We start from the raw sequence: 20,958 nt of genomic DNA, 5'->3' as shown, positions 1-20,958 counted from the left end.
CGGTTGTATCGGGGCCGGGGCCGCCCGGGGGCCCCCCCGGGCCCCTCTCGCGTCAGGGGTTGAGGACGATCTTGCCGAAGACGTCGCCCTTGGCGAGCCGGGCGAAGCCGTCCCGGGCCTCGCCCAGCGGCAGCACCGAGTCGATCACCGGACGGACGCCGGTGTTGGCGCAGAGTGCGAGCAGCCCGGCCAGTTCCTCCTTGGTGCCCATGGTCGAGCCGACCACCTTGAGCTCCAGGAAGAAGATCCGGTTCAGTTCGGCGGCCTTCGGGTCGGGGCCGGAGGTGGCACCCGAGATGACGATGGTGCCGCCCGGGCGCAGCGACTTCACCGAGTGCGACCAGGTCGCGGCGCCGACCGTCTCCATCACCGCGTCCACCCGCGCGGGCAGCCGGGCGCCGCTCTCGAAGGCCGCGTCGGCGCCGAGCTCCACCGCCCGGTGGCGCTTGGCCTCGTCCCGGCCGGTGACCCAGACCCGCAGGCCGGCCGCCTTGCCGAGGACGATCAGCGCGGTCGCCACACCGCCGCCCGCCCCCTGCACCAGGACGGTGTCACCGGGCTTGACGCCGGCGTTGGTGAACAGCATCCGGTAGGCCGTCAACCAGGCGGTGGGCAGGCAGGCGGCCTCCTCGAAGCTCAGCTCGGCGGGCTTGGGCAGCAGGTTCCAGGTGGGTACCGCGACCTGCTGGGCGAAGGTGCCCTGGTAGCGCTCGGTCAGGATCGAGCGCGGCTCGTTCGGGCCCACTCCGTGGCCGCTCTGGCCGATCACCGAGTGGATGACCACCTCGTCGCCGTTCTCGTCGACGCCCGCCGCGTCGCACCCGAGGATCATCGGCAGCTTCTCGGCCGGCAGGCCGACCCCGCGCAGCGACCACAGGTCGTGGTGGTTGAGGCTGGCGGCCTTGACCGTGACCACGCTCCACCCGGGGCGGGCCTGCGGCTCGGGGAGCTCGCCCAACTCCAGTCCGCTGAGCGGGTCGTCGGCATCGATACGTGCGGCGTAGGCAGCAAACATGATCCGGACGATAGCGGCGACGGCCCGGGGCCGGGAACCACGCGTGGGTGTGACGCGCGTCCCGGCCCCGGGCCGTCCGGCCGGCGGTCCGGCCGGCCCCTGGGGACCCGACCGGACGACCGGATCGTCAGATCCGGGCCACGCCCTCGGCGCGGGCGGCCTCGGCGACGGCCTTGGTGACCGCCGGGGCGACCCGCTCGTCGAACGGCGAGGGGATGACCTTCTGCGGCGTCAGCTCGTCGGCGACCACGCCGGCCAGTGCCTTGGCGGCGGCCAGCTTCATGCCCTCGGTGATCCGGCTGGCCCGGACCTGCAGGGCCCCGGCGAAGATGCCCGGGAAGGCCAGCACGTTGTTGATCTGGTTCGGGAAGTCGCTGCGGCCGGTGGCCACGACCGCCGCGTACTTGTGCGCGACCTCGGGGTGGATCTCCGGGGTGGGGTTGGCCATCGCGAAGACGTACGCGCCCTCGGCCATGGTCGCGACGACCTCCTCCGGCACGGTGCCGCCGGAGACGCCGATGAACACGTCGGCGCCGGCCAGCGCCTCGGCCAGCGAGCCCTTGACGCCCGTGCGGTTGGTCAGCGCCGCGATCTCGGCCTTGACGTCGGTGAGGTCGCCGCGGCCCTCGTACACCACGCCCTTGCGGTCGCAGACCGCGACGTCACCGATGCCGGCCGCCACCAGCATCTTGGCGATGGCGATGCCGGCCGCGCCGGCGCCGGAGATCACGGCCCGCAGCGAGCCGATCTCCCGGCCGGTCACCTTGGCCGCGTTCCACAGGGCGGCGGTGGTGACGATCGCGGTGCCGTGCTGGTCGTCGTGGAAGACCGGGATGTCCAGGGCCTCCTGGAGCCGGCGCTCGATCTCGAAGCAGCGGGGGGCGGAGATGTCCTCCAGGTTGACACCGCCGAAGGAGGGCGCCAGCCGGACCACGGTCTCGACGATCTCGTCGACGCCGGTGCAGGCGAGCGCGATCGGCACCGCGTCCACGCCGCCGAACTGCTTGAACAGGATGGCCTTGCCCTCCATCACGGGCAGCGAGGCCTGCGGGCCGATGTCACCGAGGCCCAGCACCGCGGTGCCGTCGGTGACCACCGCGACGGTGTTGGACTTCCAGGTGTAGTCGTTGACCAGCTCCGGCTGCTCGGCGATGGCCGTGCAGACGCGGGCGACACCGGGCGTGTAGGCGAGGGACAGGTCGTCCGCGTCACGCACCGGGACGGTCGCCCGGATCTCCATCTTGCCGCCGCGGTGGAGCGCGAAAACCGCGTCGACCGGATCGTCGGTGTCCTGGGTGCTGCTGATGATCTCCGCTGCCACGATGACCTCTTCGTCATTGATCTGGCGAGGACGCGCGACCGACGGGCAGGGCGACCCGCCCGGAAACCGGAAACCGGGTACGCCGAAGCGGACCCGGGGGCGGGGTCGGGGCGCTGCCGTCGGGCGGCGCCCTCGGATGAGGGTTTTTATGGGGTCTTGTGTTGTCCGCGTTAGTGCTACCGGGCTGAGCCTAGGTCGGACAAAGGCATCGCACCTATGCCTTTTCGTCCTCGTCACGTGCGGTTCATCGCCGCGCTGTCGCGTCCCAGGGGCCCGGCGTCGGAAGCGCCGGGCTCCGGCGGCGGCAACGGCATGAGCGCACGCGCACCCGCAGGAGTGAACGCAGACGCATGGGGGATTCGGCACTCCGGATACGGAGCCGCGTAAGGACTTCCGTTCCCGAGCACCCCGGGCCTGTCGGGGCCCGGCGGTCTGGTTCGAGCGTTCGGGGGTCACCCGGTACCGAATTCTGACACACCCGCCGCCGGGCCCGGCAGGCCGGGATGGCAGGATCGCTTGTCCGCCATTTCGCGTACACCACCGCGACGCCGTGGCGACCGCACGTCCCTCCCACAGGAGCAGCCCTCATGCCTCACCCCCTCCCCCTCCCCCGCCCTGCCCTGGCCGGCGCCGTCCTGGCCACCGCAGGCGCCCTGCTGCTCACCGGTTGCGGAAGCAGCGGGCAGACCGCCGCCGCTGCCGACCCGGTCAAGGAGGTCCGCGACAAGCTGCCGAAGGCCCAGCGCTCGGCCGGGGTGCTCCGCATCGGCATGGACGTCAACTACGCCCCGGTGGAGTTCCGCGGCCAGGACGGCAAGCCGACCGGCCTCGACCCGGACCTGGCCACCGCCCTGGGCAAGATCCTCGACGTGCGGATCGAGTTCGTGGACACCACGTTCGACAAGCTGATGCCGAACCTGCAGGGCAAGCAGTACGACGTGGCGATGTCGGCGCTCAGCGACACCCGCCAGCGCCGCGACGGCCTGGACGACAGCGGCAAGCAGACCACCCCCGGCGTGGACTTCGTGGACTACTTCATCGCCGGCACCTCGATCGTCGTCCCGAAGGGCAACCCCAAGGGGATCAAGACCCTGGACGACCTGTGCGGCAAGACCATCGCGGTGCAGCAGGGCACCACCCAGGACGAGATCGCGACCCGCCAGGTGGCGGTCTGCGCCCGCTCGGGCCGCCAGCTGACCGCGCACAAGCTGGACAGCGACGCCAAGGCGCTGGCCGAGGTCGCCGCCGGTACGGCCGCGGCCGGGCTGAACGACTACCCGGTGGCCGCCTACGCGGCGAAGGGCGCCGACGGCGCCGGCCGCTTCGAGCTGACCGGCGCGCAGTCCACCTCCAACCCGTACGGGATAGCGGTGCGCAAGACCGACACCGACCTGCGCGACGCGGTGGCCAAGGCGGTCGACCAGCTGATCCGCAGCGGCGACTACGACAAGATCCTCGCCAAGTGGAACGTCAGCGCCGGCGCGGCGCAGAACGCCGTGGTCAACGGGGGCATTTGAGCGGGCGGGCGGCGGGCCTCCGGGCGCAGCGACAGAGGGATCCGCATACTTATGCGCAGGGTGACAGGGGCCCGGAATTGGTCCGAATAGCGGACAGTGTGACCCCTCGTTATCCGATTTTGATCTGGATGAGGGCCACCTGACCGTCATCAGATGGCAGGATTCCCCCCATCTCGGATCGAGCCGGCCACTGGTCGAGGCGGTTCGGTCGACGTCCACCTCGGCGGAGGGTGGCGGCAGCAGTACCTCGTACAACCCTGGGCGATCCCAGCGTCCAGGCACTGCAAAACCCGGCTTGCCCGTACGACGACGTACGTACGACGCACACCCGTACGGCGCCGTACGGCTCGCACCCCCGGTGCGCCGCTCCCGCGGCGCGTCCGCCCGACCTTCTCTCCCAGGAGGAGATCCCCCTCATGACCGCCCGTACCAAGCGCAACCGCCTCCTCGCTGCCGGTGTCGCCGCCGTCTCCGTCTCCCTCGCGCTGACCGGTTGCAGCAGCAGCAAGTCCTCCTCGGGCTCCGCAGCCGCCACCGGCGTGAACCCGTCCGCGACGATCAAGGCGGTCGCCGCCGATCCGACCCTGGCCGCCCAGGTGCCGGCCGACGTCAAGTCGGCCGGCAAGATCGTCGTGGCCTCCGACGCCTCGTACGCGCCCAACGAGTACCAGGACGCCTCGAACAAGATCATCGGCATGGACGTGGACCTGGCCAATGCCATCGGCCAGAAGCTGGGCGTCCCGGTCGAGGTCCAGAACTCGCCGTTCACCGCGATCATCCCGGGCATCCAGGCGAACAAGTTCCAGCTGGCCATGAGCTCCCTGACCGACAACAAGGAGCGCGAGGCCACGGTCGACATGGTGACCTACTTCACCGCGGGCACCAGCGCGGCGGTGAAGAAGGGCAACCCGGACAAGATCGACCCCAACGACCTCTGCGGCAAGAAGGTCGCCGTCCAGACCGGCACCACCCAGGCCGACCAGATCAAGGACGTCATCAACCCGGCGTGCGTCAAGGCCGGCAAGCCCCCGGTGCCCAACGACGGCGACAAGTTCGACCTGCAGACCGACGTGACCCAGGCCGTGGTCTCCGGACGCGACCAGGTCATGCTGGCCGACTCCCCGGTCATCGACTACGCGATCAAGCAGACCAACGGCCAGCTGGAGCAGATCGGCACGGTCGAGGGCAAGGCGCCCTACGGCATCGCCCTGGCCAAGGGCTCGGCGCTGGCCCAGCCCGTCCAGGCGGCCGTCCAGTCGCTGATGGACGACGGCACCTACAAGCAGATCCTCGACAAGTGGGGCGTCCAGGCGGGCGCGATCACCCAGTCCCAGATCAACGGCGCCACCAGCTGACCCTTCGCCAGTCACCCACCCCTCTGAGGCCACTGTGAACCATTCCGATCAGGGGACGGCGCACGCGGGACGGCCCGAAACCCTCAAGGCCGTCCCGGTCCGCCACCCCGGCCGGTGGGCGGGAGCCGTGGTCGTCGCGGTCCTCGCGGCGATGCTGCTCCACGCCCTGATCTTCAATCCCGCCTTCCAGTGGGACGTCGTCAACACCTACCTCTTCGATTCCAGCATCCTGCACGGCCTCGGTGTGACCCTGGAGCTCACCGCGCTGTCCATGCTCATGGGCGTGGCCGGCGGCATCATCCTCGCGGTGATGCGACTGTCCCCGAACCCCCTGCTGTCCGGCACCGCGTGGTTCTACATCTGGGTCTTCCGCGGCACCCCCGTGCTGGTCCAGCTGGTCTTCTGGAACTTCATGGGCGCGCTGTGGCCCAAGCTGTCGATCGGCATCCCGTTCGGCCCGGCGTTCTGGTCCGAGTCGACCAACACGCTCATCCCGGTCTTCACCGCGGCGCTGCTCGGCCTCGGCCTCAACGAGGCCGCGTACATGGCGGAGATCGTCCGCGGCGGCATCCAGTCGGTGGACGAGGGGCAGACCGAGGCGGCGCACGCGCTCGGCATGAGCCGCTTCGCGACCATGCGCCGGATCATCCTCCCGCAGGCCATGCGGGTGATCATCCCGCCGACCGGCAACGAGACCATCTCGATGCTCAAGACCACCTCGCTGGTCAGCGTCATCGCGCTGGAGGAGCTGTTCCGGGCCGGGCAGAACATCTACTCGCGCACCTTCCAGACCATCCCGCTGCTGGTCACCGTCAGCCTCTGGTACCTGTTCCTGACCTCCGTGCTGACCATCGGGCAGTACTACGTCGAGCGGTACTACGCTCGGGGTACCAGCAGGACGCTGCCGCCGACCCCGATGCAGCGGTTGCGCGGCCTCTTCCGCGGCAAGCCGACCCCGAAGGCGGAGCACGACGTCGTTCCGGGGCTCGAGGGAGGTGGTCACCTGTGACCGATCTGACCAAAACCCCTGGGGACACCGTCCCGGGCGAGCCGATGGTCAAGGCCGAGGGCGTGCGCAAGTCGTTCGGCCTGGTCGAGGTGCTCAAGGGCATCGACCTGGAGGTCAAGCCGCGCGAGGTGTTCTGCCTGATCGGCCCGTCCGGCTCCGGCAAGTCGACCTTCCTGCGGTGCATCAACCACCTGGAGAAGATCAACGGCGGGCTGCTCTCCGTGGACGGCGAGCTGGTCGGCTACCGGCGCAAGGGCGACAAGCTCTACGAGCTCCGGGACCGCGAGGTCGCGCTCAAGCGGCGTGACATCGGCATGGTCTTCCAGCGCTTCAACCTGTTCCCGCACATGACCGCCATAGAGAACATCACCGAGGCTCCGATCCAGGTGAAGGGCGAGTCCAAGGCCGACGCGCGCGAGCGCGGCATGGCCCTGCTGGAGCGGGTCGGGCTCGCCGACAAGGCGAAGAGCTACCCCTCCCAGCTCTCCGGCGGCCAGCAGCAGCGCGTGGCGATCGCCCGCGCGCTGGCCATGAAGCCCAAGCTGATGCTCTTCGACGAGCCCACCTCGGCGCTCGACCCGGAGCTCGTCGGCGAGGTGCTGGACGTCATGCGCGGGCTGGCCGAGGAGGGGATGACGATGATCGTCGTCACCCACGAGATGGGCTTCGCCCGCGAGGTCGGCGACGCGCTGGTGTTCATGGACGGCGGCGTGGTGGTCGAGTCCGGCAACCCCCGTGACGTCCTCACCGACCCGCAGCACGAACGCACCAAGGCCTTCCTGTCCAAGGTGCTCTGAACCGTCACCGTCGGCGCCCGGCTGGCAGCTCCTGCCGGGCGCCGATGCTCGCCCGAGTCGTTGGGGCACCGCACGGGTAATAGGCTGGAAGCAGTCAGCCCGTTACCGATTTTCTGGAAGGACCGCCGTGGAGCTCGCCTCGTACGCCGATCTCGCCGTTCGACTGGTGAACACCGAGGAGCCCGAGCGCGGCACCGACACGCTGACCTCCGTGGACGCGGTGCGCGCCCTGTTCTCCGACTCGTCGCGGGCCGCCGCGCTCGCCGACGAGTCCGACCTGCCCCGGCTGCGGGCGGTGCGGACCCGGCTGCGCGGGGTCTTCGAAGCCGCCGCCGAAGGGGACGAGACCCGGGGGGTCGACCTGCTGAACAGCCTGCTGATGGAGTACCCCGTCAGCCCGCTGATCTCCGGGCACGACCACCTGGACGACGCCGGACGGCCGCGCTGGCACCTGCACCTGGCCGACAACTCGCCGACCGCCACCGCGCACTTCAGCGCGGTCGCCTGCATGGGCCTGGCCGTCCACCTCACCGAGTTGGGCGCCGACCGGCTGGGCATCTGCCAGGCCGCGCCCTGCCGCAACGCCTACCTGGACACCTCGACCAACCGCTCCCGGCGCTACTGCTCGGACCGCTGCGCGACCCGGGCCAACGTGGCCGCCTACCGGGCCCGCAAGCGCCAGGAGGCGGAGGCCGCACTGGGCGGCGGGGCGTAACCGGGCGACGGGGCGCAACCGGGCGGCGGGGCGCAACCGGGCGGCGGGGCGCAACCGGGCGACGGGGCGCAACCGGGCGGCGGGGCGTAACCGGGCGACGGGGCGCAACCGGGCGACGGGGCGCAACCGGGCGGGCGGCCGCCCGGGATCAGACCTCCTCCACCCAGACGCCGAGGCGCCGGGCCAGGCCCGGCACCCGGGCCAGCCGCGGGGAGAGCAGCAGCCGCTCCAGCCGGCGGCCCGGCGCCAGCCAGGCCGGGCTCGGGCGCAGCCGCAGCAGCACCCGGCCGAGCACCAGGTCGTCCGGGACCGCGCCGTAGCTGCGGCTGTCGCTGTCCACCGGGCGGTTGTCCGACAGCAGCCACCAGCCCCCGGACCGGCGCTCGGCGGCCCGCTTCACCACCAGCAGGTCCTGCTGGAAGGGGTGCCGGAAGAGCACCACGGCCCCCGGCCGGATCGGCGCGCCGTAGCGGACCAGCAGGCGGTCGCCCTCGTGCAGGGTCGGGACCATCGACCGGCCCGCCACGTCGACCAGCCCCAACGGCAGCGCGCCGCCCCGGTCCCGTCCCCCCGGTTCCGTGCTCCGTGCCACGACTCCTCCTCCCGCGCCGCCGGCCCCCAGTCTGCCGTACGGAGCGTCACCTGTTCGATGTCCGGAATACCCCGGTTCCGGGTCCGCCTTTTGCCCTAGGCCCACCGCCCGATCGCGAAACCACGAGGGCGGAAGGGTAATCTCGGGCGCGGGAAGACGATCTAAGGAAGGACTCCCATGTTCTCTCGTCTGTTTGCACCGCGTGCCACCGCTCACGCCCACTGTGACCTGCCCTGTGGCGTGTACGACCCGGCGCAGGCCCGGATCGAGGCCGAGTCCGTCAAGGCCACCCAGGAGAAGTACCAGGCCAACGAGGACCCGCACTTCCGGGCCCGCGCCGTCATCATCAAGGAGCAGCGCGCCGAGGCCGTCAAGCACCACATCTCGGTGCTGTGGAGCGACTACTTCAAGGCCCCGCACTTCGAGAAGTACCCGCAGCTGCACCAGCTGATCAACGACACCCTGAAGGCCGCCTCGGCCGCCAAGGCGTCCACCGACCCGGCCACCGGCCAGGCCCTGCTGGACCTGATCGCCGAGGTCGACAAGATCTTCTGGGAGACCAAGCAGGCCTGAGCCTGACGCGTCGCCACCCGACCGCCCCCGTCCGCACCGCCGGACGGGGGCGGTCGTGCGTCCACGCCCGGACCGACCCGGTAAGGGTTGCCTGCCCTGAGTGACTGTTATGCTGCCAGGGCGTCCGAGGGGGAAGTCCGGTGTGAATCCGGCGCTGACCCGCAACGGTGAGCACGGCCCGCACCAGCGGTGCGGCCGCGCCAGCCCGATCGCCCCCGGTCGCTGACCTCCCGACAACTCGCCGCGGACTGCGAGGGGAACGGCGCCCCGGCACGCCCGCGGCCCGCGCCCGCCCCGGCACACCCGCGGCCCGAGGCAAGGCGCACCCGTGAACCGCGCACCCACGACCCGTGCGGTCGGCCCGCCCGTCCGCCGAATACCCGCCGTCCCACTCGCCGTCGGCCTCGCCGCCGCGCTGCTGCTCTCACTGGTCTGCGGGGTGGCGTTCGGGTCCTCCGGCATCGCACTGCCCCGCGTGCTGCGGCTGCTGACCGCCGGTCTGACGGGCGGTCGGCTGGACGCCGACGAGGCGGCCGCGTACGCGATCGTCTGGGAGATCCGGCTGCCCCGCACCGTGCTGGCCGCCGTGGTCGGCGCCGGACTCGCCGCGACCGGCGTCGCCGTCCAGGCGCTGGTGCGCAACGCGCTCGCCGACCCGTTCGTCCTCGGCATCTCCTCCGGCGCGGCCGTCGGCGCCAACGCCGTCCTGCTGTTCGGCGCCTTCGCCTCGCTCGGGGCGTGGGCGGTCTCCGCCTCCGCCTTCGGCTCCGCGCTGGTCGCGATGGCGCTGGTCTACCTCGCCGCCCGCACCGCGTACGGGCTCACCCCGCTGCGACTGGTGCTCACCGGCACGGCGCTCTCCTACGGCTTCTCCGCCGCCACCACCCTGATGGTCTTCGCCGCGGACCGCGGCGAAGCCGCCCGGGACGCCATGATGTGGCTGCTCGGCAGCCTCGGCGGCGCCACCTGGGGCTCGGTGCCGATCGCCGGCTGCACCGTGCTGGCCGGGCTGACCTACCTCGGCTGCGCCGCCGGCCGGCTCGACGGGCTCGCCATGGGGGACGAGACCTCCGCCTCGCTCGGCGTGGACCCGGACCGGCTGCGGCGCGAGCTGTTCGTGGTGACCGCCGCCGTCACCGGCACGGTGGTCGCGGTCAGCGGGGCGATCGGCTTCGTCGGACTGCTGGTGCCGCACCTGGCACGGATGCTGGTCGGCGCCGCGCACCGCCGGGTGCTGCTGGTCGCACCGCTCGCCGGCGCGCTGCTGCTGGTCTGGGTGGACATCGCCTCCCGCACCCTGCTGGCGCCCGCCGAACTGCCCGTGGGGGTGTTCACCGCCGTGCTCGGCGTGCCCGCCTTCCTGCTGATGATGCGCCGGCGCGGCCACGCCTTCGGAGGCCGACGGTGACCGACTCGAACGGGGTGCCCCGGATGCCCGATCCCGCCCATCCCGCCGGCCCCGCCGACCCGACCGGGACCGCCGGCCGGACGGAGACCGCCGGCCGGGCGCGGGCCCAGGACCTCGCCGTCGAAGCCGTCTCGGTGGAACTGGCCGGCACCCGGCTGGTCCACGAGGTGAGCCTGGCGGCGGCCGCCGGGCAGGTGGTCGGCCTCGTCGGCCCGAACGGCAGCGGCAAGTCGACCCTGCTGCGCTGCGTCTACCGGGTGCTGAAGCCGGCCGGCGGCGCCGTCCGGCTGGACGGCGACGACCTGTACGCGCTCTCCGCGCGCGCGACCGCCCGACGGGTGGCCGCGCTGACCCAGGAGCACTCCGCCGAGTTCGACTTCACCGTCGCCGAGGTGGTCGCCATGGGCCGGCTGCCGCACCGGCGCGGGTTCGGCGCCCCGACCGACGCGGACCGGGAGCGCTGCGCCGGGGCCCTGCGCAGGGTCCGGGCGGACCACCTCGCCGGACGGGGCTTCCTGAGCCTGTCCGGGGGCGAGAAGCAGCGGGTGCTGTTCGCCCGCGCGCTGGTCCAGGAGCCGCGCCTGCTGGTGCTCGACGAGCCCACCAACCACCTGGACATCGCCCACCAGTTGGAGGTCCTGGCGCTGGCCCGCGAGGCCGGACCGACGGTGCTCACCGCGCTGCACGACCTCAACCTGGCGGCGGGCCACTGCGACCTGCTGTACGTGCTGCGGGCCGGCCGGATCGTCGCCTCCGGGCCGCCCGTCGAGGTGCTCACGCCCACCCTGCTGGCCGGGGTGTTCGGCGTCCGGGCGACCCCGGTCCGGCATCCGGAGACCGGCGCCGTCCAGCTGCTGTTCGACCGCCTCGACCGCCCCGACCGCTCCGACCGCTCCGACCGCTCCCCCGGAGCCTGAACCACCGAAGGAACCACCGTGCGCACCAAGGCCGTTGCCACCACCGCCCTGCTCGCCCTCGGGCTCACCGCCTGCGGCGCGCAGATCGCCCCGAAGGAGGCCGCCACCGGCTCCGCCCACTACCCGGTGACCGTCGAGAACTGCGGCGACAAGCTGACCTTCGCGCAGAAGCCGGCCCGGGCGGTCACCAACGACGTCAACATCACCGAGCTGATGCTCTCCCTCGGCCTCGCCGACCGGATGGCCGGCTACGTCATGCCCGACGACAAGGGCAAGGTCGACCGGGTGCCCTGGAAGGACGGCTACCAGCAGACCGCGTGGCTCTCCAAGAAGACGCTCACCAAGGAGATCGCCCTGGACGCACGGGCCGACCTGGTCCTGGCCGGCTGGCACTACGGCTTCGACGAGGGCAGCGGCGTCACCCCGCAGGCGTTCAAGGCCCTCGGCGTCGACTCGTACGTGCTCAGCGAGTCCTGCCGCAGCGGCAGGGGCGGCGAGCGCGGCGTGATGGACCCGCTGGACGCGCTCTACACCGACCTGGCCAACCTCGGCGAGATCTTCGACGTCAAGGACCGCGCCGACCGGCTGATCGCCGACTCCAGGGCCCGGATCGCCGCCGTCCCGCAGCCCGAGCGCCGCCCGTCCGTCTTCCTGTACGACAGCGGGCAGGACAAGCCGTACACCGCCGGGAAGTTCGCCGCCGCGCACCGGATCATCGCGAACGCCGGCGGGACCAACATCATGGGCGACCTCGCCGACACCTGGGTCACCGCCGGCTGGGAGAGCGTGGTGCAGCGCGACCCCGAGGTGATCGTGATCAACGACTACGCGACCCCGGACGCCGAGGAGAAGCGGAGGTTCCTCAAGTCCTTCCCGCCGCTGGCCGGCGTCTCCGCGATCAGGAACGACCGGATCTTCGTCCTGGACTACGTCGACCTGGTGGAGAGCCCGCGCAACCCGGCCGCGATCGAGGCCCTCGCCGACTACCTGCGCACCGTGCCGGCCCGCTGACGGTCGGGACCGACCGCTCCTCCGGCCGGCGGCGCCGGGCGTACGCTCGGAGTACGAGCCGACGGACCCCGACCGGAGGAGCGAGATCATGACCACCATGGCGGCCCCCGCCGCCTTCGACACCCGCGCGCTGCGCGAGGGCATCGAGCGCTGCGACGCCGAGGCCCTCCTGGCGCTCTACGCGGAGGACGCCGAACTGCGCATGGTCGACCGCAAGACCCAGCCCAGCCACCCCCTGGTGATGCACGGGCGGGAGGAGATCGGCGCCATGCTGGGCGACATCTACGGCCGCGAGATGACCCACAAGCTGGAGCAGGTGGTCGTCCAGGACGACCACGTCGCCTTCCTGGAGTCCTGCCGCTACCCCGACGGCGTCCGGGTCCTGATGGCCTCGATGGCCGACCTGCGGGACGGGCGGATCGTCGACCAGACCTCCATCCAGGCCTGGGACGAGACGGGGCCCGAGCAGTAGGCTCGCAGACATGATCCGCACCGCCGTCGCCACCGACGTTCCCGTCATCCACGCCATGATCCGTGAACTCGCGGAGTACGAGAAGGCCCCGCACGAGGCGGTGGCCACCGAGGAGCAGCTGCACGGGGCGCTGTTCGGCGCCGAGCCCGCGGTGTTCGGCCTGATCGCCGAGGATGCGGCCGGCCGGCCGGTCGGTTTCGCGCTCTGGTTCCGCAACTTCTCGACCTGGCGCGGCACCCACGGGATCTACCTGGAGGACCTGTACGTCCGACCGGAGGCCCGCGGCGGCGGCCACGGCAAGGCGCTGCTGCTGGAGCTCGCCCGGATCGCCGTGGAGCGCGGCTACTCCCGGGTGGAGTGGTCGGTGCTGGACTGGAACCAGCCCTCGATCGACTTCTACAAGTCGATCGGCGCGGTGCCGATGGACGAGTGGACCGTGTACCGGCTCACCGACGAGGCCCTCGCCGCCGCCGGCAGCCGCTGAGCGGACCGGAGGAGTCCGGGAAAGGGTCTGCCACCCTGCGTCGCAATGCCTTACCATCAGTAACTCCCGAACCGGGATGCGGTAGGGCAGAGCGATGGCGGATCCGCAATCCCGGTGCCCCCTTTGAGGGGCGGCAAGCAGGGGTAACAAGCGGGGTACCAAGCAAGCAAGGCGCGTCACCCAGGAGGCAAGGGTGTCCCAGATCGACAGCGATCTCGGTGTTCAGGATTTCGTGGAGGTCCGGCTCCCCGCAGCGGGGGCCTACCTCTCCGTGCTGCGAACAGCGACGGCCGGGTTGGCGGCCCGGTTGGACTTCACCCTCGACGAGATCGAGGACCTGCGGATCGCGGTCGACGAGGCCTGCGCCATCCTGCTCCAGCAGGCGGTGCCGGGCTCCGTCCTGTCCTGCGAGTTCCGCCTGGTCGGCGACTCGCTCAAGGTCACCGTCTCCGCCCCGACCACGGACGGCAAGGCCCCCGAGCGGGACACCTTCGCCTGGACCGTGCTCTCCGCGCTGGCCGGCGAGGTCGACTCCTCGGTCGCCGAGGACAAGACCGTGTCGATCAGCCTGCACAAGAAGCGCGGCGGTTCCACCGCCCACTGACCGGGCGGCCGAACGCACGTCACGGATGTGCAGCACCGAGCAGCACCCGCGCAAGGGCCGTCCGCCGCACCCCCTCCGGGGCCGGCGGGCGGCTCCCGGTACCGCCCCCGGGGCGGTACGACCAACGAGACGATTCCGGGGCCGCCGGCCCCGGTGCTCCCGGAACGGAACGGGGGAATGGCCGTGAGTGATCTGGACCGTACCGGCCTCGCGACGGCGGGACCTGCCGTACCGACCCAGGCGAGCGTTCCCGGCCTCGCCGCCAACGACGAAGCGCACCCGAAGGACGCCCACCGGATGAGCCACCCGACCGAGCCGACGTCCGAGCCGACGCCCGACTCCGTACCCCCGCCGGACCGGGCGGACCGGGCGGAGGAGACGGCCGAGGCGGAGCTGCACGGCGCCGTGCCCACCCAGGGCGCGCACCGCAGCGGCGCCCCGGACCGGGAGGCCGCCCGCGCGCTGTTCGTCCGCCTGTCGGCGCTGCCCGAGGGCTCGCCGGAGCGGGTCGAGCTGCGCAACCAGCTGGTGCGGATGCACATCCCGCTGGTCGAGCACCTGGCCCGGCGCTTCCGCAACCGGGGCGAGCCGCTGGACGACCTCACCCAGGTCGCCACCATCGGACTGATCAAGTCGGTGGACCGCTTCGACCACGAGCGCGGGGTCGAGTTCTCCACCTACGCGACGCCGACCATCGTCGGCGAGATCAAGCGGCACTTCCGCGACAAGGGCTGGGCGGTGCGCGTCCCGCGCCGCCTGCAGGAGCTGCGGCTGTCGCTCACCACGGCGACCAGCGAGCTCTCCCAGCGGCACGGCCGCTCCCCCACGGTGCACGAGCTGGCCGAGCACCTGGGGATCTCCGAGGAGGACGTCCTGGAGGGCCTGGAGTCCGCCAACGCGTACTCCACGCTGTCCCTGGACGTGCCGGACAGCGACGACGAGTCGCCGGCCGTCGCGGACACCCTGGGCGCCACCGACGAGGCGCTGGAGGGCGTCGAGTACCGCGAGTCGCTGAAGCCGCTGCTGGCCCAACTGCCGCCCCGGGAGCAGAAGATCCTGGTGCTGCGGTTCTTCCGGAACATGACCCAGTCGCAGATCGCCGCCGAGGTGGGGATCTCCCAGATGCACGTGTCCCGGCTGCTCGCCCGGACGCTGGCCCAGCTGCGGGAGAAGCTCCTGGTGGAGGAGTAGGACTGACGGCCGCTCAGCTCAGCCGGGCGGCCGTCGGACCCCGGCGGTCCTGCGCGCTCAGTCCTCGGACGGGGCGTACAGGACCGCCGTCGACTTCGGGGTCAGCAGCGAACCGATGCCCACCAGCCCGAGCAGGCCGACCAGCACGCCGACGGCGATCATCGCCCCGCCGCTCTGGACCATGTAGTAGGCGACCGGCAGGCAGATCGAGTTGGTCAGCACCGCCGGGCTGCGGCCCCAGCGGCGCTCCTTCAGCAGCGCGCCGGCGGCCAGGACCGGCAGCACGCCGAGCAGCACGATGACCGCGCCGCCGAACTCGTTCAGGGCGAGCTGCTTGGACTGGCCGGACAGCGCGGCCACCATGTCCCAGACGCCGACGACGGCCAGCGCGGCGCCCTCCAGGGCGGTGATGGCGGCGCCCAGGGTCAGGGACGCCGGACGGCCGGAGCCGGCCGCGGGTGCGGGTGCGGAGGTTTCTGCGGTCACTCCAGCAGGGTAGCCGCCGGTTGGTGCGTACCGACCCGTAGGCTTTCCCCATGCGCGCTCTCCTGGTCGTGAACCACAAGGCCACCACCACCAGTGGCCGGACCAGGGACGTCCTGATCCACGCCCTGCGCAGCGATCTCAAGCTCGACGTGGCCGAGACGCAGTACCGGGGCCACGCGCGCGACCTGGCCCGCCAGGCGGCGGAGGACGGCACGGTCGACCTGGTGGTGGCGCTGGGCGGCGACGGCACCGTCAACGAGGTGGTGAACGGGCTGCTGGCGCACGGCCCGGGCGACAAGGTCCCGCGACTGGCCGTGGTGCCGGGCGGTTCGACCAACGTGTTCGCCCGCGCGCTCGGCCTGCCCAACGACCCGGTGGAGGCCACCGGCGCGCTGTTGCACGCGCTGGAGCGCAAGCAGGAGCGCCCGATCGGGCTCGGCAAGGCGATGACCGAGGGGCTGCCGGACCGCTGGTTCACCTTCACCGCCGGCCTGGGCTTCGACGCCGGGGTGGTCGGCCGGGTCGAGGAGCAGCGCCGGACCGGGCGCAAGTCGACCCACGCCCTCTACGTCCGCGAGGCGGTCCGGCACTACTTCACCCAGCGTGAGCAGCGCCGCTCGGGCCCGGTCTCCCTTGAGGTTCCGGGCCGCGAGGCCGTTCCGGGCCTGGTCCTGTCGATAGTCAGCAACACCTCGCCGTGGACGTTCCTCGGCAACCGCCCGGTCTACCCCTCACCGCTCGCCTCCTTCGACACGGACCTCGACGTCTTCGGGATCACCCGGATGACGGCGTTCGGTACTGCTCGAACGATCCGTCAGATCCTGCGGTCGCACGGGCCTTCGGGCGACGGGACGCCGCCCGCCGGCCCGTCCGGGAAGCACGTCGTCTCCTATCACGACGTCAGACACTTCACCTTGGTTTCAGAGGAACCGGCCCCGTTCCAGGTCGACGGCGACCATCTTGGAGACAGGAGTCGCGTCAGTTTCACAGGCGTACGGCGGGCACTGCGTGTGATTGTGTGACCGGAAAGGGGGTTCGCCCTTCTTCTCGAACGCACAAGCCCCCTTCACTCCATAGAAGTACTGGCTGTGAGCTAGGCGACACCGAAGAATCAAAAATTCCTCCCCGAAGGGGGTTGTATCCGAGCCCGAGGTTTGCGAACCTCTACATGGCGATCGGGACACATCGCAGCGACGGCAACTCCGGAGACGGAGCGCCGACCGCGGAGTGCCCCTCGAATCGCCGAATCCCCCCTAGCACAGACCACCCGGGCCCGGTAGGCCTTTGGTCTCTTTTGCTGTTGCGGGATTCGTGAAAGCGTTCACATTCACAAGCCATCGATTGTGCCGTCGGGCCACCCCCGTCGGCAGGAGGAGTTGGACGACCATGGACTGGCGCCACCGCGCTGTCTGCCGCGAAGAGGACCCGGAGCTGTTCTTCCCGATCGGGAACACCGGTCCTGCTCTGCTGCAGATCGAGGAAGCCAAGGCCGTGTGCCGCCGTTGTCCGGTCATGGAGCAGTGCCTCCAGTGGGCTCTGGAGACCGGCCAGGACGCCGGCGTCTGGGGCGGCATGAGCGAGGACGAGCGTCGTGCGATGAAGCGCCGCGCTGCCCGCAACCGCGCCCGCACCGCCTGATCGCGCTGATCACACGGCGTAGCACCAGCAGTGACCGCAGTACCGATCAACAACCGATCAACACATGATCAAAGGCTTCCCTGCACCTCCTGGTGAAGCCTTCCGCACAAAGGACCTTGCTCCGCTCGGTCCCGCGACACCGGACCCGTCCAGCCACTTGATACTGTTCACTTAGAGCAATATCGTGGAGCTGAGGCGCTCACCGTGTGCAACGCACCGGCGAGGTGTCGCACCACCCAGAGCCCCCGTTCCGGCCGACTCCCCCCGACGGCCGGAACGGGTTGAGAGGCCCTGTCGACCCACCCCCCCCCGGTCGACAGGGCCTCGTTTCTGTTTCCGCGCCCTGCTGCCGCGTTCCGCCGCCGCGCCGCGCCGTCTCCCGCCGCGCCTCGGCACACTCCGCCGCACCCCTCTGCGCTGCCTCCCACGCGCCGGCCGCGCCCCCCCTGCTTCCACGTTCGGCCTCGGTCGCGTCAGGCGCATGGAGTGTTCACCCAGCGCTTCCGCCGAACGCGCGCCCCTGCCGCGCGCCCTCGCGCAACGAATTCTCAGCAGAATCTCAGAGCGGACCGGAGCTCAGCGGACCGGAACTCAGCGGACCGGGATCTCCAGGACCACCTTCGTACCGCCGTTCGGGCCGGCCACCATGTCGAAGGTGCCGCCGAGCTCCCCGGTGGCCAGTGTCCGGACGATCTGGAGCCCGAGGTTCCCCGCCGTCTGCGGGTCGAACCCCTCCGGCATGCCGCGGCCGTCGTCCTGCACCGTGATCAGCAGGTACTCCTCCGGGCGGGCGCCGCCGTTCCAGCTGTCCGACCAGCCCATTCCCGTCGCCGGGGCCCGGCCGCGCAGCGCGCTGATCTCCAGGTTCCCGGAGGCCGTCGGGCCGAACGCGTGTTCCAGGGCGTTCTGCAGCAGCTCGGTCAGCACCATCGACAGCGGGGTGGCCACCTCGGCGGACAGGATGCCGAAGCTGCCGCTGCGGCGGGTCGCCACCCGCCCGTCCTGGGACAGCTCCATCGCCATCGCCAGCACCCGGTCGGCGATCTCGTCGAAGGCGACCTGCTCGTCCAGCGCCTGGGAGAGCGTCTCGTGCACGATCGCGATCGAGCCGACCCGGCGCACCGCCTCGTCGAGCGCGGCCCGCCCGGACTCCGACTCCATCCGGCGCGACTGCAGCCGCAGCAGGGCCGCGACGGTCTGCAGGTTGTTCTTCACCCGGTGGTGGATCTCCCGGATGGTGGCGTCCTTCGTCATCAGCTCGCGGTCGCGGCGGCGCAGCTCGGTGACGTCGCGGCAGAGCACCAGCGAGCCGGTCAGGGTGCCCTTGGGCTTGAGCGGGATCGCCCGGACGGTCACCACTCCCCCCTGCGCCTCCACCTCGGTCTGCCGGGGCGCCCAGCCGCTGGCCACCTTCACCAGCGCCTCGTGGACGGCGGCCCGCGACGGCGGGGCGAGGTCCGCGGTGGTGCGGCCGAGGTGGCTGCCGACCAGGTCGGTGGTGAGGCCCAGGCGGTGGTAGGCGGAGAGCGCGTTGGGGCTGGCGTAGGTGACGACACCGTCCGCGTCCAGGCGGATCAGGCCGTCGCCGACCCGGGGGGCGGCGTCCATGTCGACCTGCTCGATGCCCGGGAAGGGGAAGCTGCCGGCCGCGATCATCTGGGCCAGGTCCGAGGCGCTCTGCAGGTAGGTGAGCTCCAGCCGGCTGGGGGTGCGGACGGTCAGCAGGTTGGTGTTGCGGGCGATCACCCCGAGCACCTTGCCCTCGCGCCGGACCGGGATCGACTCGACCCGGACCGGGACCTCCTCGCGCCACTCCGGGTCGCCCTCGCGCACGATCCGGCCCTCGTCGAAGGCGGCGTCCAGCAGCGGGCGGCGGCCGCGCGGGACGAGGTGGCCGACCATGTCGTCCTGGTAGGAGGTCGGCCCGGTGTTGGGTCGCATCTGCGCCACGGAGACGTAGCGGATGCCGTCCCAGGTGGGGATCCACAGCACCAGGTCGGCGAAGGAGAGGTCGGAGAGCAGCTGCCACTCCGAGACCAGCATGTGGAGCCATTCCACGTCGGCCCCGGTGAGGGTGGTGTGGCGGCGGACGAGTTCGTTCAACGAGGGCACATGGCGAGGGTATCGCCGCCGGTCCGGGCGGGGCGCGGCGGACCGACGGGCGGGCCGGCGGGGGGTGCGGTCGGGGGGCGGCGGGGGGTGCGGTCGGGAGCCGCGGGGGCGCTTCCGGGCACGGACCGGTCGCCGGGAGTTGTTTAGACCAATTTTTTCGAGAGACCTGGACAACCGAGATTGGTCTAGTCCACAATGAAAGGGCACCAAGGAGAGGCCCCCGCGCAACTGCCCTGACCGCGCGCGGCCTTTCCTCGGTCGGACGCCGCCGAACGAGGACCCCGCACAGTCCTTGATCGCCCCGGTGCCCGACGACAGCTCCGGGCTGCGGTGCCGCATGGGTTGAGGGTCCCGTGTCGGCGCCGTGGCCCGTAGTGCTTCCCGGCCCCGCCCGGCCCCCCCGACCATCGCGCGCCGCTCACAGGACCGGCCCCCGTCCACAGGCGGTGGACGGGGGCCGGTCCGCGTCCGGGCCGCAGACGACCGGGCTACCGCGTCTCGGTGACCTTGGCCAGCGCGCGCGGGGCGTCCGGGTCCTGGCCGCGGGCGATGGTGACCTCGTACGCCAACTGCTGCAACGGCAGGATCTCCAGGATCGGCTGCACCTCCTCGGGCACGCCGGCCGGCAGCGCGAAGCCCGCCGAGGCGGCCTCCACCTGTGCCCGCTGGCCGATCACCACCAGGTCCGCGCCGCGGCCGCGCAGCCGGTCCAGGACGGGCTGCAGGGCCTCGCCGCCCTTGCCGTCCGGGACGATCGCGATGACCGGCGAGACGTTGTCCACCATGGCCAGCGGACCGTGCAGCAGGTCCGCGCCGGAGAACGGGCTGGCCGGGATGTAGGTGGTCTCCATCAGCTTCAGCGCCGCCTCCCGGGCGGTCGGGTAGCCGTAGCCGCGCGAGGTGATGACCAGGCGCTGGGCGAAGCGGTAGCGCTCGGCCAGCGCCCGCACCTCGGCCTGCCGGGACAGCACGCCCGCGGCCAGGGCCGGCAGGTCCTCCGCCGCCGAGCCTCCCCCGGCCTTCGGCAGGGGGCGCCCCCATGCCGCCGCGAGGCCCTCGACCAGCAGGTAGAGCGCGAGCAGTTCGGCGGTGTAGGTCTTGGTGGCAGGCAGCGCCTTCTCCGGGCCGGCCAGCACGTCGATGTGGAACTCGGAGACCTCGGCCAGCGGCGAGGCGGCGTTGTTGGTGACCGCGAGGGTGATCGCACCGGCCTCGCGGGCGGCCTTGGTCGAGGCCACCAGGTCCGGCGAGCCGCCGGACTGGCTGACGGTGATCGCCAGGACGTCGGTGAGGTCCTGCGTGGCGCCGTACGCGGTCGTGGTCGACATCGAGGTCAGGCCGGCCGGCTTGCCGAGCAGGATCTCGATCAGGTACTTGGCGTACAGCGCGGCGTTGTCGGACGTGCCGCGTGCGGTGAGCAGGACGAAGCGCGGCTTGCGGGCGGCGATCTCCGCCGCGATCCCGCGGATCTTCGGGGCACCCTCGTCGAGGATGCGCCGCAGGACGGCCGGCTGCTCGGCCATCTCCGCCGCCATGATCCGGCCGGGGACGGAAACAGTCTGCGGGTCGGACATCTGGGTCTGCCTCCGATGAGATGGTTCGACCCCGCCCGGGCGGCTGCCCGACGGGGACCTCTACGGCGGCGAGTCCGCACACTCGCTGCGGTTCCTTCGTGCCCCGCATTACTACGGGCGCGCCCCGGCCGGAGCACCTCCGTCCGCCGCTCCCCGGAGCCGGGGAC

At 71.9% G+C, this 20,958-nt stretch carries 21 protein-coding genes and 1 riboswitch; of the genes, 15 read left to right on the top strand and 6 right to left on the bottom strand.

The window, feature by feature from the left end:
* Nucleotides 1-52 precede the first annotated feature (52 nt).
* Nucleotides 53-1,015 carry a zinc-binding dehydrogenase gene (locus ACFV04_RS33085; protein WP_380534534.1) on the bottom strand — a complete coding sequence of 321 codons (963 nt, stop codon included), beginning with the start codon at nucleotides 1,013-1,015 and terminating at the stop codon, nucleotides 53-55.
* 127 nt (nucleotides 1,016-1,142) lie between these two features.
* A complete protein-coding gene (locus ACFV04_RS33080) occupies nucleotides 1,143-2,336 on the bottom strand; it encodes an NADP-dependent malic enzyme (RefSeq protein WP_380534532.1) in 1,194 nt (397 codons plus the stop codon).
* 587 nt (nucleotides 2,337-2,923) lie between these two features.
* Between ACFV04_RS33080 and ACFV04_RS33075 the strand changes: the two genes are divergently transcribed.
* The 5 genes from ACFV04_RS33075 to ACFV04_RS33055 all read left to right on the top strand — a co-directional run bounded on the left by ACFV04_RS33075 (nucleotide 2,924) and on the right by ACFV04_RS33055 (nucleotide 7,729).
* Nucleotides 2,924-3,853, top strand: coding sequence for an ABC transporter substrate-binding protein (locus ACFV04_RS33075; RefSeq protein WP_380534530.1), 930 nt, complete (start codon nucleotides 2,924-2,926; stop codon nucleotides 3,851-3,853).
* Between the two features lie 416 nt (nucleotides 3,854-4,269).
* The gene (locus tag ACFV04_RS33070; RefSeq protein ID WP_380347496.1) at nucleotides 4,270-5,208 is read left to right on the top strand and encodes an ABC transporter substrate-binding protein; all 939 of its coding nucleotides are present in this window, start codon (nucleotides 4,270-4,272) and stop codon (nucleotides 5,206-5,208) included.
* Nucleotides 5,209-5,242: 34 nt separating this feature from the next.
* Nucleotides 5,243-6,217, top strand: coding sequence for an amino acid ABC transporter permease (locus tag ACFV04_RS33065; protein WP_380347495.1), 975 nt, complete (start codon nucleotides 5,243-5,245; stop codon nucleotides 6,215-6,217).
* A gap of 44 nt (nucleotides 6,218-6,261) precedes the next feature.
* On the top strand, nucleotides 6,262-7,014 hold the full coding sequence (locus tag ACFV04_RS33060; protein ID WP_380347512.1) for an amino acid ABC transporter ATP-binding protein: 753 nt from the start codon (nucleotides 6,262-6,264) through the stop codon (nucleotides 7,012-7,014).
* Between the two features lie 127 nt (nucleotides 7,015-7,141).
* Entirely contained in the window at nucleotides 7,142-7,729 is a 588-nt protein-coding gene (locus ACFV04_RS33055; protein ID WP_380347494.1) for a CGNR zinc finger domain-containing protein, read from the top strand.
* 148 nt (nucleotides 7,730-7,877) lie between these two features.
* On the opposite strand, the gene sodX is transcribed toward ACFV04_RS33055, so the two are convergent.
* Nucleotides 7,878-8,240, bottom strand: a complete 363-nt coding sequence (sodX, locus tag ACFV04_RS33050) for a nickel-type superoxide dismutase maturation protease (protein ID WP_380347511.1) — start codon at nucleotides 8,238-8,240, stop codon at nucleotides 7,878-7,880.
* A 258-nt stretch (nucleotides 8,241-8,498) separates the two neighbouring features.
* Here sodX and sodN point away from each other — a divergent pair, with 258 nt between their 5' ends.
* The 8 genes from sodN (at nucleotide 8,499) to ACFV04_RS33010 (ending at nucleotide 14,981) form a co-directional block, all read left to right on the top strand.
* Entirely contained in the window at nucleotides 8,499-8,894 is a 396-nt protein-coding gene (gene sodN / locus ACFV04_RS33045; RefSeq protein ID WP_350628137.1) for a superoxide dismutase, Ni, read from the top strand.
* An 87-nt stretch (nucleotides 8,895-8,981) separates the two neighbouring features.
* Nucleotides 8,982-9,130: riboswitch (cobalamin riboswitch) on the top strand.
* Nucleotides 9,131-9,222: 92 nt separating this feature from the next.
* Nucleotides 9,223-10,302, top strand: a complete 1,080-nt coding sequence (locus ACFV04_RS33040; protein WP_380347493.1) for a FecCD family ABC transporter permease — start codon at nucleotides 9,223-9,225, stop codon at nucleotides 10,300-10,302.
* Nucleotides 10,299-11,219, top strand: a complete 921-nt coding sequence (locus ACFV04_RS33035; protein WP_380534527.1) for an ABC transporter ATP-binding protein — start codon at nucleotides 10,299-10,301, stop codon at nucleotides 11,217-11,219. The genes ACFV04_RS33040 and ACFV04_RS33035 overlap by 4 nt, the downstream gene beginning before the upstream one ends.
* 18 nt (nucleotides 11,220-11,237) lie before the next feature.
* Nucleotides 11,238-12,230 (top strand): ABC transporter substrate-binding protein, encoded by a 993-nt coding sequence (locus ACFV04_RS33030; protein ID WP_380347491.1) that lies wholly within the window; start codon nucleotides 11,238-11,240, stop codon nucleotides 12,228-12,230.
* An 88-nt stretch (nucleotides 12,231-12,318) separates the two neighbouring features.
* Nucleotides 12,319-12,702, top strand: coding sequence for a nuclear transport factor 2 family protein (locus tag ACFV04_RS33025; RefSeq protein WP_380347490.1), 384 nt, complete (start codon nucleotides 12,319-12,321; stop codon nucleotides 12,700-12,702).
* Between the two features lie 10 nt (nucleotides 12,703-12,712).
* Nucleotides 12,713-13,186, top strand: coding sequence for a GNAT family N-acetyltransferase (locus ACFV04_RS33020; RefSeq protein WP_380347489.1), 474 nt, complete (start codon nucleotides 12,713-12,715; stop codon nucleotides 13,184-13,186).
* 193 nt (nucleotides 13,187-13,379) lie between these two features.
* A complete protein-coding gene (locus tag ACFV04_RS33015; RefSeq protein WP_360259417.1) occupies nucleotides 13,380-13,790 on the top strand; it encodes an anti-sigma regulatory factor in 411 nt (136 codons plus the stop codon).
* Nucleotides 13,791-13,973: 183 nt separating this feature from the next.
* The gene (locus tag ACFV04_RS33010; protein WP_380347488.1) at nucleotides 13,974-14,981 is read left to right on the top strand and encodes an RNA polymerase sigma factor SigF; all 1,008 of its coding nucleotides are present in this window, start codon (nucleotides 13,974-13,976) and stop codon (nucleotides 14,979-14,981) included.
* A 57-nt stretch (nucleotides 14,982-15,038) separates the two neighbouring features.
* Here ACFV04_RS33010 and ACFV04_RS33005 read toward each other — a convergent pair whose 3' ends face one another.
* On the bottom strand, nucleotides 15,039-15,467 hold the full coding sequence (locus ACFV04_RS33005) for a hypothetical protein (RefSeq protein ID WP_380347487.1): 429 nt from the start codon (nucleotides 15,465-15,467) through the stop codon (nucleotides 15,039-15,041).
* A gap of 50 nt (nucleotides 15,468-15,517) precedes the next feature.
* Between ACFV04_RS33005 and ACFV04_RS33000 the strand changes: the two genes are divergently transcribed.
* Nucleotides 15,518-16,489, top strand: coding sequence for a diacylglycerol kinase family protein (locus ACFV04_RS33000; protein ID WP_360259424.1), 972 nt, complete (start codon nucleotides 15,518-15,520; stop codon nucleotides 16,487-16,489).
* 364 nt (nucleotides 16,490-16,853) lie between these two features.
* Nucleotides 16,854-17,105: a WhiB family transcriptional regulator gene (locus ACFV04_RS32995; protein ID WP_014138019.1), complete on the top strand. Its 252-nt coding sequence runs from the start codon at nucleotides 16,854-16,856 to the stop codon at nucleotides 17,103-17,105.
* Nucleotides 17,106-17,696: 591 nt separating this feature from the next.
* Here ACFV04_RS32995 and ACFV04_RS32990 read toward each other — a convergent pair.
* On the bottom strand, nucleotides 17,697-19,217 hold the full coding sequence (locus ACFV04_RS32990; protein ID WP_360259426.1) for a PAS domain-containing sensor histidine kinase: 1,521 nt from the start codon (nucleotides 19,215-19,217) through the stop codon (nucleotides 17,697-17,699).
* Nucleotides 19,218-19,705: 488 nt separating this feature from the next.
* A complete protein-coding gene (locus ACFV04_RS32985) occupies nucleotides 19,706-20,791 on the bottom strand; it encodes an SIS domain-containing protein (RefSeq protein ID WP_380347486.1) in 1,086 nt (361 codons plus the stop codon).
* Nucleotides 20,792-20,958 lie beyond the last annotated feature (167 nt).

This window comes from Kitasatospora sp. NPDC059599 (assembly GCF_042735125.1).
Taxonomy (GTDB): Bacteria; Actinomycetota; Actinomycetes; order Streptomycetales; family Streptomycetaceae; genus Kitasatospora.
Note: the sequence above shows the minus strand (reverse complement) of the source record. Positions and strands in the feature narration are given on the sequence as shown.